Below are 16110 nucleotides of genomic sequence, written 5' to 3' on the forward strand. Positions count from 1 at the left end.
CTTTTTTATTTAATCCGGTAACTCACTTCCGCACTGATTACAAAACCGCGCGTTGTGTTCATGTTCACCCTGGTGACATTTCGGGCATTTTCGTTGCGCCTTACGGTTCTGAAAGGCGCTGCTCATGTGCGTAGTAATGAGCCCTGTCGGGACCGCAATCACCGAATAACCAATCAGAATCAGTACCGAGGCGACAATCCGTCCCAGCGGAGTGTGAGGGGCTATATCACCATAGCCAACGGTTGTGACGGTCACAATCGCCCAATAAACAGAAGCATTCAGCGTTGAGAAGCCATTCTTCGGCCCTTCTATCAAATACATCAGCGCGCCGAATATCACCATGACGATGGCAATAAATGAATAAAACAGGATCAGCTGATGCCGCGCGCTGACGATGGCACTCCAAAATATCCGCAATGACGGCATAAACCGCAGCAGTTTAAGAATGCGTAACACCCGAATAACGCGCATCGCTCGCCAGGCAAAAACATAGCTCAGACTGATTTCTGGCCATAGCCACATGACATAGAGCGGCAGGATCGTGGCTAAATCAATAAATCCCCAGAAGCTGAAGACATATTTGGCCGGGTCAGGCCAACAGAATACCCGCAGGAAATATTCAGCGGTAAAGACCAGCGTAATGACCAGCTCCAGCCAGACAAAAAGATGCCATTCTTCCAGCGTCAGGTGATACTGCGTTCCGACGCCCGATTCGATAAAAATGATCACCACGCTGAGCAGCGCAAACAGCGCGCAGAGGGCTTCAAAACGCCTTCCGGTTACCGTTTCAGGATCGAATAAAAGATGATAGAGCCGCCGACGGGCTGAGGTGAATAATCGCGACACATTAACCTCGCAAATAATAAGGGCTGACATCATGTCAGCCCTTGCGATTATAACGGGTCTACTTTCAGGCAGGAAACCGCATGTCGGAAACTGCCCTCCAGAACCGGACGTGTTTTTGCACATTCCGGCCCGGCCATCGGGCATCGCGTACGGAATACACAACCGGACGGCGGGTTAATCGGGGACGGTAATTCACCTTCCAGAAGCTGGATGGTTTTATTTTTTTCCAGATCCGGATCGGGAATCGGTACCGCAGACATCAGTGCCCGGGTATAGGGGTGCAGTGGGTTATGGTACACCTCATCGTAAGTCCCTAATTCCACCGCATGGCCCAGATACATCACCAGTACGCGGTCAGAAATATGTTTCACCACCGCGAGGTCATGCGCAATGAAGATCAGCGACAGCCCCATTTCACGTTGCAGTTTCTGCAGCAGGTTAACCACCTGCGCCTGAATAGAGACGTCCAGCGCCGAGACGGGCTCGTCACAGATAATCAGCTTCGGCTCAAGGATCAAGGCGCGGGCGATACCGATACGCTGGCACTGACCACCGGAGAATTCGTGCGGGTAACGGTTGACGAGGTTAGGCAACAAGCCCACTTTCATCATCATTGCCTTCACACGGTCGCGTACTTCCTGACGCGGCATCTTCGGATGATAGGTCCGCAGTGGCTCAGCAATGATCTCCCCGATGGTCATACGCGGGTTCAATGAGGCCAGCGGATCCTGGAAAATCATCTGGATGTCGCTACGCACATCGCGCCACTCGTCTGGCTTCATGCCCAGCAGATCTTTACCCAGCCAGGCAACTTTGCCGTCGGTGGCTTTCACGAGGCCTATGATGGCACGCGCAAACGTGGATTTACCGCAACCGGACTCACCCACCACACCCAGGGTTTCCCCTTCATACAGACGAAGCGTTACGCCATCGACCGCTTTCAGGGTTTTCGGCGGCTGCCAGAACCACTGTTTTCCATCTTTAATGTCGAAATGCACCTTAAGGTCAGCAATTTCGAGCAGGACATTTCTTTTTTCATCTAATGCGTTCATACCAGATCCTCCTGCGGCTTAAAGCAGGCGCGCAGACGGCCTGGTGCAAACTCTTCCAGCGGCGGCGCCGTATTGCAGATTTCCATCGCGTGCGGGCAGCGTGGCTGGAACGGACAGCCTTTCGGCAGACGCAGCAGGTTTGGCGGGTTGCCAGGGATGGTCAGCAGGGATTCCCCTTCTGCATCGAGGCGCGGCACCGCATTCAGCAGACCAATGGAGTAAGGGTGTGCAGGCTGGTAGAACACGTCGCGCGCCTTACCATATTCCATGGTGCGACCGGCATACATCACCAGTACCTTGTCACAGATACCGGCCACGACGCCCAGATCGTGAGTGATCATGATAATCGCGGTGTTGAACTCACGCTTAAGCTCGTTCAGCAGCGTCATGATCTGTGCCTGGACGGTCACATCAAGCGCGGTGGTCGGTTCATCGGCAATCAGCAGTTTTGGCCGGCACATCAGCGCCATCGCAATCATGACACGCTGACGCATACCGCCGGAGAACTCATGCGGGAACATGCGCATACGCTTGCGCGCTTCCGGCATTTTCACCGCGTCGAGCATTTTGACGGACTCCTCAAAGGCTTCTGCTTTGCCCAAGCCTTTGTGCAGCATCAGCACTTCCATCAGCTGCTCGCCGACACGCATATACGGGTTCAGCGAGGTCATCGGGTCCTGGAATATCATCGAAATCTGCTCAGCGCGCAGCTTGTTCAGCTCGTATTCCGGCAGGTTGAGGATCTCACGCCCGTTGAATTTGGCGGAACCGCCAATGACACCGTTAGACGCCAGCAGCCCCATCAACGCAAAGGCGGTTTGGGATTTACCGGAACCCGACTCGCCCACGATCCCCAGCGTTTCACCCGCACGCAGGTTGAAGTTGAGATCGTTCACGGCGGTCACATCGCCATCCGGCGTTTTAAAGGTCACGCGGAGGTCTTTTACGTCCAGCAGAAGGTTACCCTGCTGTTGCGCCTGTGGCGCAGTGGCCGTTTCAATAATCGTCATGACGGCGCTCCTTAACGGTCTTTCGGGTCGAGGGCATCACGCAGGCCATCGCCGATAAAGTTGAAACAAAACAGGGTGACGACCAGGAAGCCCGCCGGGTACAGAAGCAACCACGGTGAGACTTCCATTGAGTTTGCACCATCACTCAGAAGCGCGCCCCAGCTGCTCAGTGGCTCTTGTGTACCCAGGCCCAGGAAGCTCAGGAAAGATTCAAACAGGATCATGCTTGGTACCAGCAGCGAGGCATATACCACCACCACGCCGAGCACGTTAGGAACGATATGGCGAACCACAATATTACCGGTGGAGACACCGCCCACCTGCGCCGCTTCGATAAACTCTTTACGCTTAAGACTCAGCGTCTGACCACGAACGATTCGCGCCATATCCAGCCAGGACACCATCCCGATTGCCACGAAGATCAACAGGATATTCTGGCCAAAGAAGGTCACCAGCAGGATAACGAAGAACATGAACGGGAAGGAGTTTAAGATTTCCAGCATACGCATCATGACGGAGTCCACTTTACCGCCAAGGTAGCCTGAGAGTGAGCCGTAAAGCGTACCCACGATCACCGCCACCAGGGCGGCAGCAATACCGACCATCAGCGAAATACGGCCACCGATAGCGACACGCACCAGCAGGTCGCGCCCTGAGGAATCCGTACCAAAATAGTGCCCGGACGTCATATCGGGTGCGCTGGACATCATGCCCCAGTCGGTGTCGAAATAGGTAAATTGCGACAGAATCGGCGCCAGGGTGACAAACAGCGCGATGAGCACCAGAACAACCAGACTGGCGACCGCGGCACGGTTATGCATAAAGCGACGACGGGCGTCTTGCCAGAGGCTACGACCTTCTACTTCCAGTTTTTCACTGAAGTTTTCCAGCGCCTCGCTGTTTTTCTTACTCAACATCATGGCGTGCTCCAGTATCAGTAACGGATTTTCGGGTCGATAACGGCATACAGCACATCGACGATAGCGTTAAACAAAATGGTCAGTGCGCCGACAAGGATTGTCAGGCTCAGTACCAGTGAATAGTCGCGGTTCAGCGCGCCATTAACGAACAGTTGACCAATGCCCGGCAGACCGTAAATGGTTTCGATAACCATTGAGCCGGTGATGATCCCAACGAATGCCGGCCCCAGGTAGGAGAGCACGGGCAGGAGCGCAGGCTTGAGCGCATGGCGGAATATAATCCGGCGCATCGGCAGCCCTTTCGCACGCGCGGTACGGATGAAGTTCGAGTGCAGGACTTCAATCATGGAACCGCGGGTGATACGCGCGATACTGGCGATATAGGCCAGGGAAAGTGCCACCATTGGCAAAATCATGAACTTCAGCGCCCCACCGTTCCAGCCGCCTCCGGGCAGCCATTTCAGCGTAATGGCAAATATCATCACCAGTAATGGCGCGACAACGAAGCTGGGTATAACCACCCCGGTCATCGCCACCCCCATTACGGTATAATCCCATTTGGTATTTTGTTTGAGCGCGGCAATAACGCCCGCGGTGACGCCGAGAACGACGGCAAGGATGAATGCCGCAGCACCCAGTTTCGCCGAGACAGGGAAGCTGGACGCCACCAGGTCGTTAACGGAATAGTCTTTGTATTTGAATGACGGCCCAAAATCACCGTGCGCCAGTTGCTTCAGATAGTTGAAGTACTGCGTGGAGATAGGATCGTTTAAGTGATACTTCGCTTCGATATTGGCCATCACTTCCGGTGGCAGCGTACGTTCACCGGTAAATGGACTTCCTGGCGCGAGACGCATCATAAAGAAGGAAATCGTAATTAGAATAAATAACGTTGGTATCGCTTCTAAGCAGCGACGCAGGATAAATTTCAACATTGCCCGTACCTTCTGGCGTGTGCCTGATGAATGTTACAAAGTAGACACAGTGGGGCAAGCCAGGCCTGCCCCACGTATTGCCATTAATGCTTGATAATATAAAGATTCTTAACGGAAATATTATCCAACGGGTCTTTACCGGTATAACCCCCTACCCACGGTTTCACCAGGCGGGCGTTAACGTAGTAATAGACCGGTACAATTGCAGAGTCTTTATCGAGCTGCTCTTCTGATTTCGCGTACAGATCAGCGCGCTGCGCATCGTCTGTGACTTTCAGCGTATCAGTAATGATCTTATCGAATGCCGGGCTCTTATAGTGCGCGGTGTTATTCGAACTGTCACTCAGCATGGTGTTCAGGAAGGATGTTGGTTCGTTATAGTCCGCACACCAGCCGGCACGCGCCACGTCGAACGTCCCCTGATGGCGGGTATCCAGGAAGGTTTTCCATTCCTGGTTTTCCAGCTTCACGTTCACGCCCAGGTTTTTCTTCCAGATAGACGCGACGGCGATAGCCAGTTTTTTATGCAGGTCAGACGTGTTGTACAGCAGGTTAAACGTCAGCGGCTTGTCAGCGGTATAACCGGCTTCAGCCAGCAGTTTTTTCGCTTCTTCGTTACGTTTTTCCTGTGACCACTTGAACCACTCAGGCTCAACCAGTTTCATACCGTCGGTATAAGGAGGGGTATAGCTGTATGCCGGCAGGTCGCCCTGGTTTTTCACTTTGTTCACGATAATATCGCGATCCAGTGCCAGCTTGAGCGCTGTACGCACGCGCACATCAGTGAATGGTGCTTTCTGGTTGTTGATTTCGTAGTAGTAAGTGCAGAGATACGGATCAACATGCACTTCTTTCGGGATCTCTTTTTTCAGCTTCTGGAACAGTTCAATCGGCATGTTGTTATAGGTCATGTCGATTTCGCCGCTGCGGTAACGGTTAACGTCAGTAACTTCAGAAGAGATTGGCAGGTAGGTTACCTGATTAATGACGGTTTTCGCGTTATCCCAGTACTGCGGGTTACGCTCCAGAACCATACGTTCGTTGACCACCCAGTCTTTCAGTTTATAAGCACCGTTGGTCACGATATTGGCAGGCTGAGTCCATTTTTCACCAAATTTTTCCACCGCAGATTTGGGTACCGGGGAAACGGACGGGTGAACCAGTAATTTGTAGAAGTACGGAACAGGCTCGCTCAACGTCACTTCAAAGGTATTGGCATCAATCGCTTTCACACCCAGGTCGGTGACCGGTTTTTTACCGGCGATGATGTCATCAATATTGGCGATGTGGCCATATTGCAGGTAGCTCGCATACGGAGAGGCGGTGGTTGGATTCGCCAGACGCTGCCAGCTATACACGAAATCTTCGGCGGTAACCGGCGTACCGTCGGACCATTTCGCATCTTTACGCAGATGGAAGGTCCAAACTTTGAAATCTTTATTTTCCCATTTTTCCGCCACACCCGGTGCCGGGTGGCCGTCTACGTCGGTCACCAGCAAGCCTTCGAACAGGTCGCGGTTGACGTTAGACTCCGGAACACCTTCAATTTTGTGCGGATCAAGAGACTGCACTTCCGCACCGTTGTTACGAACCAGCGTCTGTTTCTCAGCCAGTTGAACGCCTGCAGGAACGTCCGCAGCCATTGCAGCGTTGCCCGCGATTAGCGCAGTTAAAATCCCCGCCGCTACCAGATTTTTTTTTGTGATGATGGACATTGTGTTGGTACTCCACTCATTATAATTACTGGCCTTCGCCAGCTGTGTAATCCCCTGTTGGGGCCTGTACAGCGCAGGAGTTTTTTTTGCTGCTGTCAGGTTCTTCTTTTTACTTCTTGCTATCACCGACTTTTTTATTACTGACCGCTCGTATGGCCGTCTTGCGTCGATTCTTCACAGGTCTCCCCTGTCTGAGGCCTGTGCTGGATATCTGAGAAGAGGACTATATGAAAATAATTCTCATCTGCTTGTTTTATGCTGCAAAATATTAGGCCGGAAAGTATCAAATGGCGTAAACGCGCGCCAATACATTTTGCAAATTTGTTAAGCAATTCTCTTTTACGGTGAGTACCGTATCTCGGGGGGCAGCCCTGCCTGACATCAAATACCGCATAAAAACATTGGTATTCAATATGATAGAGAAAACATTCTCTACAAACGCGTCGCTGCGCTATCATCGAGTGGTTTTGTACAAAAATTTAACAACTGATTATTATTTAGCACATTCCTCTAGGGGAACGTTGAAATTACTAATATCATTTCGGTTATGACTCAGCAAGCCCCAGAGTATCATGTGAGTAAAATAACAGATCGATTGAAGGTTTTATGCGCAGAGAGGCACGAAGCAAATTGATAACTTATTGAAATATAAGAAAAGCGGATTATTAGTAGAATTTATTATGATATGTGAGCATTTCAACTTTAGTTATATGATTTGCTGATAATCACGTAAAAAAACGGAGCCTCAGGCCCCGTTCTTTCATTTGAAATATTAGTGCAGTAAGCCGGGGAAAATGCTTTTAATACCGGTGACAATAAATTCGATGCCTAACGCCATCAACAACAGGCCCATGATACGCGTAATGACGTTGATGCCCGTTTGCCCCAGCCAGCGCACCAGCCAGGGTGCCATGCGGAAAACCCCCCAACAACACAGTGCGAAGATAGCGATGGCGACAGAAAAGCCAATCAGGTGCATCAGGCTATGGTAACGTGTCCCCCAGACAATGGTGGAACTGATTGCCCCAGGCCCTGCCATTAAAGGCAACGCAAGCGGGACCACGCCGATACTTTCGCGAATGGCGGTTTCTGATTTCTCCTGTTTGTTCTGCTTATCCTCACCCAGCTTACCGCTGATCATCGACATGGCAATGGTCACCACCAGGATGCCACCCGCGATGCGGAAAGAATCAATTGAAATGCCGAACAGCTGGAGAATGGCATCACCCAGGAAAAGCGAGGTGAGCAAGATAATGGCCACTGACAGGTTAGCGGTGAGGTTGGTTTTGTTCCTGGCCGCCGCCGTCTGGTAACTGGTCATACTAATGAAGACAGGGATGATCCCTACCGGGTTGACCAGGGCAAACAGACCAATAAAAAATTTAAAATACGTTGGAAAATCAAAGAGCGTTTGGATCACGTTTTGCTCCGCTTATGCACATGCCCGGGACTGACACTTTGTCATGAAAAATCGCGCTGAAGATACGCTTTTTATGAGCATACTTCACCAGAAATCTGTGCCTAAACGTTATCCTTTCAGGATGTTAAACAGATGTAGAATCCGTGATAGCGTCGATTCCAATAGTTACTTAATTATTTAACACTGGAAATATCTACAATAAATAACCCTGCTGAAAGGTATCAGCTTGGGGAAAAATTGACGCAGATCATGATTTTCGTACTCAGAAGTGAGTAATCTTGATTACGCCCCCCAGGAAGGTCACCTGTCACAAAGGGATGATGTTAAGGTAAGGCTCTTTTAGTAAGTTAGCGCGCCAGAGCATAAAGTAACTCTTTGTTTTACTTTATCTAACGCAAGTCGTAGTGGCTCTGTCTATACTGTCAGACGTATCGAGCGCTGGTTTACTAAAAGAGTTTAAACATTATCAGGAGAGCATTATGGCTGTTACTAATATCGCTGAACTGAACGCACTCGTCGAGCGCGTGAAAAAAGCCCAGCGTGAATACGCCAATTTCACCCAAGAACAGGTTGATAAAATCTTCCGCGCGGCCGCTCTGGCTGCTGCAGATGCTCGAATCCCTCTCGCTAAAATGGCCGTTGCTGAATCCGGCATGGGTATCGTTGAAGATAAAGTGATCAAAAACCACTTTGCTTCAGAGTATATCTATAACGCCTATAAAGATGAGAAGACTTGCGGCGTCCTGGCTGAAGATCATACCTTCGGTACCATCACCATTGCTGAACCTATCGGTATTATTTGCGGTATCGTTCCAACGACTAACCCAACGTCTACTGCCATCTTCAAATCGCTGATCAGTCTGAAGACCCGTAACGCAATCATCTTCTCCCCTCACCCACGTGCTAAAGATGCCACCAACAAAGCAGCGGATATCGTGCTGCAGGCTGCTATCGCTGCGGGTGCGCCAAAAGATCTGATCGGCTGGATCGACCAACCGTCTGTTGAACTGTCTAACGCCCTGATGCACCACCCGGACATTAACCTGATCCTGGCAACCGGTGGTCCTGGCATGGTTAAAGCAGCATACAGCTCCGGTAAACCGGCTATCGGTGTAGGTGCGGGTAACACGCCTGTTGTTATCGACGAAACGGCCGATATCAAACGTGCTGTTGCATCTGTACTAATGTCTAAAACCTTCGACAACGGTGTTATCTGTGCGTCTGAACAGTCCGTTGTTGTTGTAGACTCCGTCTATGATGCAGTTCGCGAACGTTTCGCCAGCCACGGCGGCTACATGCTGCAGGGCAAAGAGCTGAAAGCCGTTCAGGATATCATTCTGAAAAACGGCGCGCTGAACGCCGCCATCGTTGGTCAGCCAGCCTATAAAATCGCTGAACTCGCCGGCTTTACCGTTCCGGCAACCACCAAGATTCTGATCGGCGAAGTTAAAGTTGTCGACGAAAGCGAACCGTTCGCTCACGAAAAACTCTCGCCTACGCTTGCTATGTACCGTGCGAAAGATTTCGAAGACGCGGTAGTAAAAGCAGAGAAACTGGTTGCAATGGGGGGTATCGGTCATACCTCTTGCCTGTACACCGACCAGGATAACCAGCCAGAGCGCGTTGCTCACTTCGGTCAGATGATGAAAACTGCGCGCATCCTGATTAACACCCCGGCTTCTCAGGGTGGTATCGGTGACCTGTACAACTTCAAACTCGCACCTTCCCTGACTCTGGGTTGTGGTTCCTGGGGTGGTAATTCCATCTCTGAAAACGTTGGTCCAAAACACCTGATCAACAAGAAAACCGTTGCTAAGCGAGCTGAAAACATGTTGTGGCACAAACTTCCGAAATCTATCTACTTCCGCCGTGGCTCTCTGCCAATCGCGCTGGATGAAGTGATTACTGATGGCCACAAACGTGCGCTCATCGTGACTGACCGTTTCCTGTTCAACAACGGCTACGCAGACCAGATCACTTCTGTTCTGAAAGCGGCTGGCGTTGAAACTGAAGTGTTCTTTGAAGTTGAAGCTGACCCAACCCTGACCGTAGTGCGTAAAGGTGCTGAACTGGCGAACTCCTTCAAACCCGATGTGATCATCGCACTGGGTGGTGGTTCCCCAATGGACGCCGCGAAAATCATGTGGGTTATGTACGAGCACCCAGAAACACACTTCGAAGAACTGGCGCTGCGCTTTATGGACATCCGTAAACGTATCTACAAGTTCCCGAAAATGGGCGTAAAAGCGAAAATGATCGCCGTTACTACCACTTCCGGTACAGGTTCAGAAGTCACGCCGTTTGCTGTTGTAACCGACGATGCAACCGGTCAGAAATACCCACTGGCTGACTACGCGCTGACGCCAGACATGGCTATCGTTGATGCCAACCTGGTCATGGAAATGCCGAAATCACTCTGTGCGTTCGGTGGTCTGGATGCAGTGACTCACGCCCTGGAAGCTTACGTTTCCGTACTGGCTTCTGAGTTCTCTGACGGTCAGGCTCTGCAGGCTCTGAAACTGCTGAAAGAAAACCTGCCAGCGTCTTATAATGAAGGGTCTAAAAACCCGGTTGCCCGTGAACGTGTTCACAGTGCAGCAACCATCGCCGGTATCGCGTTTGCTAACGCCTTCCTGGGTGTTTGCCACTCAATGGCACACAAACTGGGTTCACAGTTCCACATTCCTCACGGTCTGGCGAACGCCCTGTTGATCAGCAACGTTATCCGTTATAACGCGAACGACAACCCAACCAAGCAGACTGCTTTCAGCCAGTACGACCGCCCACAGGCACGTCGTCGTTACGCTGAAATCGCAGACCACCTGGGTCTGAGCGCACCGGGCGACCGTACTGCGGCGAAGATTGAGAAACTGCTGGCATGGCTGGAAAGTCTTAAAGCTGAGCTGGGTATTCCTAAATCTATCCGTGAAGCGGGCGTTCAGGAAGCTGACTTCCTCGCGCATGTTGATAAGCTGTCTGAAGATGCATTCGATGACCAGTGTACCGGTGCTAACCCACGCTACCCGCTGATCTCTGAGCTGAAACAGATCCTGCTGGATACCTTCTACGGCCGCGAGTTCAAAGAAAATGACACTGTTGCTGTGAAAGTAGACGCACCTGTCATTAAAGCTGACAAGAAAGCGAAGAAAAACGCGTAACTGAAAGCCTGATAAAAAACCCGCCTCTGGCGGGTTTTTTTATGTCTGCATTTTACTGTGAAGGATTATTTGCGATTGTCAGGCTGAAGCGCTGTCAGTGAGCCGACAATCAACGCTTCCTTATAATGCTTACGGCACACTGATACGTAGCGTTCATTGCCACCTATCACCACCTGCTCGCCATCAGCATAGGGTTTTCCAGCCTGGTCGAGGCGAAGCACCATGCTGGCTTTACGGCCGCAAAAACAGATGGTTTTAAGTTCAACGAGTTTATCCGACCACGCAAGTAAATACTGGCTGCCGGCAAATAGCTCACCACGAAAGTCAGTGCGCAACCCATAGCACAGAACGGGAATATCAAGCTCATCGACAACCTCTGAAAGCGCATGAACTTGCTCACGCGTCAGAAACTGGCTTTCATCAACCAGAACACAATGGATGGGCTGTGAAGCATGCGCTGTGCGGATATCCTCCAGCAGGTCAGTTTGCGGGTTAAACAGCCTCGCAGGCGATGAGAGGCCTATTCTGGAACTCACCTTCCCTGCACCAAAGCGGTCGTCAATTTCAGCCGTATAAACAACGGTACGCATCCCACGTTCCTGGTAATTGTATGAGGATTGCAGTAGCGCTGTCGATTTCCCGGCATTCATTGCCGAATAGTAGAAATAAAGTTGTGCCATTGGCCGTAAAACCCTAATCAATGTGTAATATTACCGATGATTCATTGTACCATATTTTGTCTGGTTATCAGCGATACGACGCACAGACTATGCGGTTCAGCGCGAGGTTTACCGCCGGCATTTTGCAAAAATAATCCGTTAAAACATGAAGTAAACGCATCCACCCCAGCCAATATGTTATAGGGTCAGCCAAACATAACACTTCATTTTATAGTGGAATCATCGTTCATTAAAATTCACTATTTATTAACTATTTCTGCCTTAACATACCCGGTGTAAACTAATACAAAAGGCTGATATTTATCCGCCGCAACTATAATTCCTGAGGCAAATGTCACAAAAAAAAGATGCAATCGACTGCGTTAGCCACTTTACGTGATAACAAGCGGGACTGGCGGGTTATGAAATTTAAGTTAGCGTAATTAATAATAGCGGCAATATTCACTATTTTTTGAATTCCTTACATTCCCAGCTATTGCACAACTGAATTTATCGCTCTATTATTAGGACAACAAACCACCCCCCATTATAAGTTTGAGATTACTACAATGAGCGAAGCACTTAAAATTCTGAACAACATCCGTACTCTTCGTGCGCAGGCAAGAGAATGTACCCTCGAAACGCTTGAAGAAATGCTGGAAAAATTAGAAGTTGTAGTTAATGAACGTCGCGAAGAAGAAAGCGCTGCTGCTGCTGAAATCGAAGAGCGTACTCGTAAACTGCAGCAATATCGTGAAATGCTGATTGCTGATGGTATCGATCCAAATGAATTGCTGAACAGCATGGCTGCAGCTAAAACCGGTACCAAAGCAAAACGCGCTGCTCGTCCTGCTAAATATAGCTATGTTGACGAGAACGGCGAAACTAAAACCTGGACCGGCCAGGGTCGTACTCCTGCTGTTATCAAGAAAGCAATGGACGAGCAAGGTAAACAGCTGGATGACTTCCTGATCAAGGATTAATCATCTCGCTTTCAGAAAAATCCCGCGTAATGCGGGATTTTTTTTACCCGCAATTTACCGCAAACATCCCCTTACACTCTGTCATAAAGCGTTATTTGGCTATTTAGCTTGCCTTACAATCGGACGTGATGACGGTGTGTTATGGGCATAAAAAAACCGGTGGGCAGAGCCTCACCGGTTCAGATCAAATGAAGCCTGAGTTATTTCTTAATACCCGCGCTCTCTTTGAGCCAGGCTTTAAATTCTTCACCGAGCGTATTGTGGCGAATGCCATATTCTACAAACGCCTGCATATAACCGAGCTTATTACCGCAGTCATGGCTCTTACCTTTCATATGGTAAGCTTCAACGGTCTCTTTCTCGATCAGCATATCAATGGCATCGGTAAGCTGGATTTCATCACCCGCTCCTGGAGGCGTTTTCGCCAGCAGAGGCCAGATTTCAGCACTCAGGACATAACGACCTACAACCGCCAGATTAGAAGGCGCTACGTCGGCTTTAGGCTTCTCAACCACGCCAATCATCGGCACGCTCTCACCCGGTTCAAGGTTAACGCCTTTGCAGTCAACAACACCGTATGCGGTAACGTCATCCACAGGTTCAACCATGATCTGGCTGCTGCCTGTTTCATCGAAGCGTTTGATCATCTCAGCCAGATTGTCCTGAGAAAGATCTGATTCATATTCGTCCAGAATAACGTCAGGCAGGATCACCGCAACAGGCTCATCACCTACAACGGGATGCGCACACATGACTGCGTGACCCAGACCTTTAGCCAGACCCTGACGCACCTGCATAATGGTGACGTGTGGCGGGCAAATAGACTGAACTTCTTCCAGCAGCTGGCGCTTAACACGTTTTTCCAGCATGGCTTCGAGTTCAAAACTTGTATCGAAATGGTTTTCGATAGAGTTTTTTGATGAATGTGTAACCAGCACAATTTCAGTAATGCCGGCCGCGATACATTCGTTAACGACATACTGAATTAATGGCTTATCAACCAGAGGCAGCATCTCTTTAGGAATCGCCTTAGTTGCTGGTAACATCCTGGTCCCCAATCCCGCTACCGGGATGACGGCCTTTCTGACTTTCGAATTTAGGGCAGCCATTCAAATTCTCCTGAGCTGTTCAAGTTTTGAACTTTTATGCAATAAATAACGCGTTAAGTATATCAGCCTCATCCCGCAGTCCGGGTCTGAAAAGAACGCGTTGCCGATCAATTAGGACAAATACGCATGATTCCGGGCAGCGATAGTAGCACTCCCCGTAAATCACAGGTAAAGCAATCTTAAAATTAAGATCCAACTGCTTATTCCGTGGACAACATTAAGCGTAGCCGTCCCCCGGCACCCCAAATTTGGCACTGCCAGGAGGAACAGCGATGGCTAATTTGATTAAGATAAGCCGTACCCAATGTTCCAAGCGGGACACCGTTACTGACCTGAATATGATGTTCCCCGGTATTCAGCGAGGCATTAAGCCCCGCGGAAACGAGGATAAGATTTTTCAAACCGCTGTGGTAATAACCTACCAACAGCGGAAACTGTCCGGGTAAATTGGCCTGACGGAAAAGCTGGTTTACCTGTTTGAGTAAACTGCCTAACTCGGGAAGCCGCTGACCCTGATGGGAGAGTTGTTCCTGCAGCAACCCGTTAAATAGCGCACGAAGTAATAACGCGGCTAATACACCATTATCCCCTGCCCGGGTGACATCAAGACAATAAAATGCAAGGTCTGAATCCGATAATGGCGCAATATCGAGCACCAGCCCTGGCTGGTCAGCGGCCACCAACTGGCGATAATTCACACGACAGTGAGAAATATTTTGTTGCACCGGCGGTTGAAGTTCTTGCAACAGTTTCGCCGCCGCAGGGGGATTACTCACTAAGGCGTCCCAGTCCTGGAAAAGGCGCTCCTCTTCCTCAACACGGGAATTAAACATATTGGGATAAAGACAGGCTAAGACGGTTTCACGAAGTCGGTTAAGATCTTTAACCGGTTTAAGCAGAATATCCTGAACCCCCAGACGCAAGGCTTTGGCTATATCCGCCATGTTCTCTGTGGCGGAAATCACCAGTATCGGCATCTGGTTGGCTTCATTGCGCAGATGTTCGACCAGCTTCAGTCCATTCATCCGTGGCATCTCAAGGTCACAAATCATCAGATCAGGCGTGATATTGACCATTTTTTCCAGCGCGTCGATGCCATCGTCAGCCAGTGAAGTGTTTGCCCCCAGTGATGATAACCACGAATCCAGTAGCGATCGGAAAACGGGCTCGTCTTCAACAATCAAAATGTGTTTTCCGGCCAATGGCTTCGTCATGGTTCCTCCCCTGGCTGACAGTAACTACATAGTGGCATGCTATCGGCACTGTCGCCTGTCAGATTTTGCTGAAGTAGTCAAAAAAAGGTGCTTAACGTGCTGTTCGCACAAAAGGCAGCAACTCATCTATTTTCTTTTCGACGGCTAACGAGCCCGCTGCGATGGCGGCCTCAGCCCGATGGAAATCAAGGGTAGAAATTTGCGGACAATACGGCTGAAGCAGAATATCCGGCGGGTCGCCAGCCATGCGGTTGCGCTTGAGGCGGTTCTCCAGGACCTGGATTGAGGTCGTCATAATTTCAATCGCCGTGGGTGCAGTTACCGCACGCCGGGCGGCCATGCGCCCGAGACGTCCGCGCAGACGCTCATGCCAGGCCAGTTTTTCGCCCTCGGCATCTTCACTCTGAAGATTGACTGGCATCAGGTCTTGTTGCATCAGATGAGCGTCGTGCTGTAAATCCACAGCAATAACGATATCGGCACCCATAGCGCGGGTCAGGGAAATGGGGACCGGGTTAACAACGCCTCCGTCGACAAGCCAGTAACCGTTGTGTGGAACAGGGGCCATTAAGCCGGGCATGCTGCAGGACGCGCGAACGGCAAGATGGATATCCCCTTCGGTAAGCCAGAGTTCGCGGCCGGTACTGAGGTTCGTCGCAACGGCACCGAAGGGTAACTGACAATGACTGAAGTCATCGAGAGGCATAATCTGACGGAACTGGTTAAAGACCCGTTCACCGCGCAGCAACCCACCGCGCTGCCACGAGAGATCCATCAGGCGCAATACGTCCCAGTAACTGAAGGAGCGTACCCAGGTTTCAAGTTCCGGAAGCTTTCCACACGCGTATGCGGACCCCACAAGCGATCCGATTGAACACCCTGCAACAATATCAACGTCAATGCCCATCTGCTTTAAGGCATTTATCACGCCGATGTGCGACCATCCCCGGGCTGCACCTGAGCCCAGCGCCAGTCCAATTTTAACCTTTCTCATTAGCCCTGTTTTACGTCCCCTGGATTCCTGACATAGCATCAACGCAACTGCTCAGTTAACATGGTGCTACCCGAAGCGTTTAACGCCCTTATTTT

The 16110-nt window shown here is 50.4% G+C and carries 13 protein-coding genes; 2 read left to right on the forward strand and 11 right to left on the reverse strand.

Features of this window, described 5'->3' with window-relative positions:
* Positions 1–9: 9 nt before the first annotated feature.
* The 7 genes from HV340_RS12445 to HV340_RS12475 all read right to left on the reverse strand — a co-directional run bounded on the left by HV340_RS12445 (position 10) and on the right by HV340_RS12475 (position 7898).
* Complete coding sequence (locus HV340_RS12445; RefSeq protein WP_059306235.1) at positions 10–879, reverse strand: ion transporter; 870 nt, start codon at positions 877–879, stop codon at positions 10–12.
* Positions 880–893: 14 nt separating this feature from the next.
* A complete protein-coding gene (gene oppF / locus HV340_RS12450; RefSeq protein ID WP_014170444.1) occupies positions 894–1898 on the reverse strand; it encodes a murein tripeptide/oligopeptide ABC transporter ATP-binding protein OppF in 1005 nt (334 codons plus the stop codon).
* A complete protein-coding gene (locus HV340_RS12455; RefSeq protein WP_014170445.1) occupies positions 1895–2908 on the reverse strand; it encodes an ABC transporter ATP-binding protein in 1014 nt (337 codons plus the stop codon). Before HV340_RS12455 ends, oppF begins: the two co-directional genes overlap by 4 nt.
* A gap of 11 nt (positions 2909–2919) precedes the next feature.
* Positions 2920–3828: an oligopeptide ABC transporter permease OppC gene (oppC, locus tag HV340_RS12460; protein ID WP_014170446.1), complete on the reverse strand. Its 909-nt coding sequence runs from the start codon at positions 3826–3828 to the stop codon at positions 2920–2922.
* Between the two features lie 14 nt (positions 3829–3842).
* Positions 3843–4763 (reverse strand): oligopeptide ABC transporter permease OppB, encoded by a 921-nt coding sequence (oppB, locus tag HV340_RS12465; protein ID WP_014170447.1) that lies wholly within the window; start codon positions 4761–4763, stop codon positions 3843–3845.
* 83 nt (positions 4764–4846) lie between these two features.
* On the reverse strand, positions 4847–6478 hold the full coding sequence (gene oppA, locus HV340_RS12470) for an oligopeptide ABC transporter substrate-binding protein OppA (RefSeq protein ID WP_020882381.1): 1632 nt from the start codon (positions 6476–6478) through the stop codon (positions 4847–4849).
* 772 nt (positions 6479–7250) lie between these two features.
* Positions 7251–7898, reverse strand: a complete 648-nt coding sequence (locus HV340_RS12475) for a YchE family NAAT transporter (RefSeq protein ID WP_014170449.1) — start codon at positions 7896–7898, stop codon at positions 7251–7253.
* Positions 7899–8377: 479 nt separating this feature from the next.
* Between HV340_RS12475 and adhE the strand changes: the two genes are divergently transcribed.
* On the forward strand, positions 8378–11056 hold the full coding sequence (adhE, locus tag HV340_RS12480; protein WP_025203929.1) for a bifunctional acetaldehyde-CoA/alcohol dehydrogenase: 2679 nt from the start codon (positions 8378–8380) through the stop codon (positions 11054–11056).
* A 65-nt stretch (positions 11057–11121) separates the two neighbouring features.
* Here the strand turns inward: adhE and tdk are convergent, their stop codons facing one another.
* On the reverse strand, positions 11122–11736 hold the full coding sequence (gene tdk / locus HV340_RS12485) for a thymidine kinase (protein ID WP_025203928.1): 615 nt from the start codon (positions 11734–11736) through the stop codon (positions 11122–11124).
* Positions 11737–12284: 548 nt separating this feature from the next.
* On the opposite strand from tdk, the gene hns reads away from it, so the two are divergent.
* Positions 12285–12698, forward strand: coding sequence for a histone-like nucleoid-structuring protein H-NS (gene hns / locus HV340_RS12490; protein ID WP_008502781.1), 414 nt, complete (start codon positions 12285–12287; stop codon positions 12696–12698).
* A 200-nt stretch (positions 12699–12898) separates the two neighbouring features.
* On the opposite strand, the gene galU is transcribed toward hns, so the two are convergent.
* The 3 genes from galU to rssA all read right to left on the reverse strand — a co-directional run bounded on the left by galU (position 12899) and on the right by rssA (position 16015).
* Positions 12899–13807, reverse strand: a complete 909-nt coding sequence (gene galU, locus HV340_RS12495) for a UTP--glucose-1-phosphate uridylyltransferase GalU (protein ID WP_014170452.1) — start codon at positions 13805–13807, stop codon at positions 12899–12901.
* Between the two features lie 200 nt (positions 13808–14007).
* The gene (gene rssB, locus HV340_RS12500) at positions 14008–15021 is read right to left on the reverse strand and encodes a two-component system response regulator RssB (RefSeq protein ID WP_014170453.1); all 1014 of its coding nucleotides are present in this window, start codon (positions 15019–15021) and stop codon (positions 14008–14010) included.
* Positions 15022–15112: 91 nt separating this feature from the next.
* Positions 15113–16015: a patatin-like phospholipase RssA gene (rssA, locus tag HV340_RS12505; protein WP_032669742.1), complete on the reverse strand. Its 903-nt coding sequence runs from the start codon at positions 16013–16015 to the stop codon at positions 15113–15115.
* Positions 16016–16110: the final 95 nt, after the last annotated feature.

The organism is Enterobacter sp. RHBSTW-00975, from assembly GCF_013615235.1.
Classification (GTDB): Bacteria; Pseudomonadota; Gammaproteobacteria; order Enterobacterales; family Enterobacteriaceae; genus Enterobacter; species Enterobacter ludwigii.

Excerpts from the sequence above, each read along its gene's own strand:
- oppB (WP_014170447.1), bottom strand. The coding sequence starts at position 4,763 with ATGTTGAAATTTATCCTGCGTCGCTGCTTAGAAGCGATACCAACGTTA.
- oppC (WP_014170446.1), bottom strand. The coding sequence starts at position 3,828 with ATGATGTTGAGTAAGAAAAACAGCGAGGCGCTGGAAAACTTCAGTGAA.
- galU (WP_014170452.1), bottom strand. The coding sequence starts at position 13,807 with ATGGCTGCCCTAAATTCGAAAGTCAGAAAGGCCGTCATCCCGGTAGCG.
- tdk (WP_025203928.1), bottom strand. The coding sequence starts at position 11,736 with ATGGCACAACTTTATTTCTACTATTCGGCAATGAATGCCGGGAAATCG.
- HV340_RS12445 (WP_059306235.1), bottom strand. The coding sequence starts at position 879 with ATGATGTCAGCCCTTATTATTTGCGAGGTTAATGTGTCGCGATTATTC.
- oppA (WP_020882381.1), bottom strand. The coding sequence starts at position 6,478 with ATGTCCATCATCACAAAAAAAAATCTGGTAGCGGCGGGGATTTTAACT.
- rssB (WP_014170453.1), bottom strand. The coding sequence starts at position 15,021 with ATGACGAAGCCATTGGCCGGAAAACACATTTTGATTGTTGAAGACGAG.
- hns (WP_008502781.1), top strand. The coding sequence starts at position 12,285 with ATGAGCGAAGCACTTAAAATTCTGAACAACATCCGTACTCTTCGTGCG.
- adhE (WP_025203929.1), top strand. The coding sequence starts at position 8,378 with ATGGCTGTTACTAATATCGCTGAACTGAACGCACTCGTCGAGCGCGTG.
- rssA (WP_032669742.1), bottom strand. The coding sequence starts at position 16,015 with ATGAGAAAGGTTAAAATTGGACTGGCGCTGGGCTCAGGTGCAGCCCGG.
- HV340_RS12455 (WP_014170445.1), bottom strand. The coding sequence starts at position 2,908 with ATGACGATTATTGAAACGGCCACTGCGCCACAGGCGCAACAGCAGGGT.
- oppF (WP_014170444.1), bottom strand. The coding sequence starts at position 1,898 with ATGAACGCATTAGATGAAAAAAGAAATGTCCTGCTCGAAATTGCTGAC.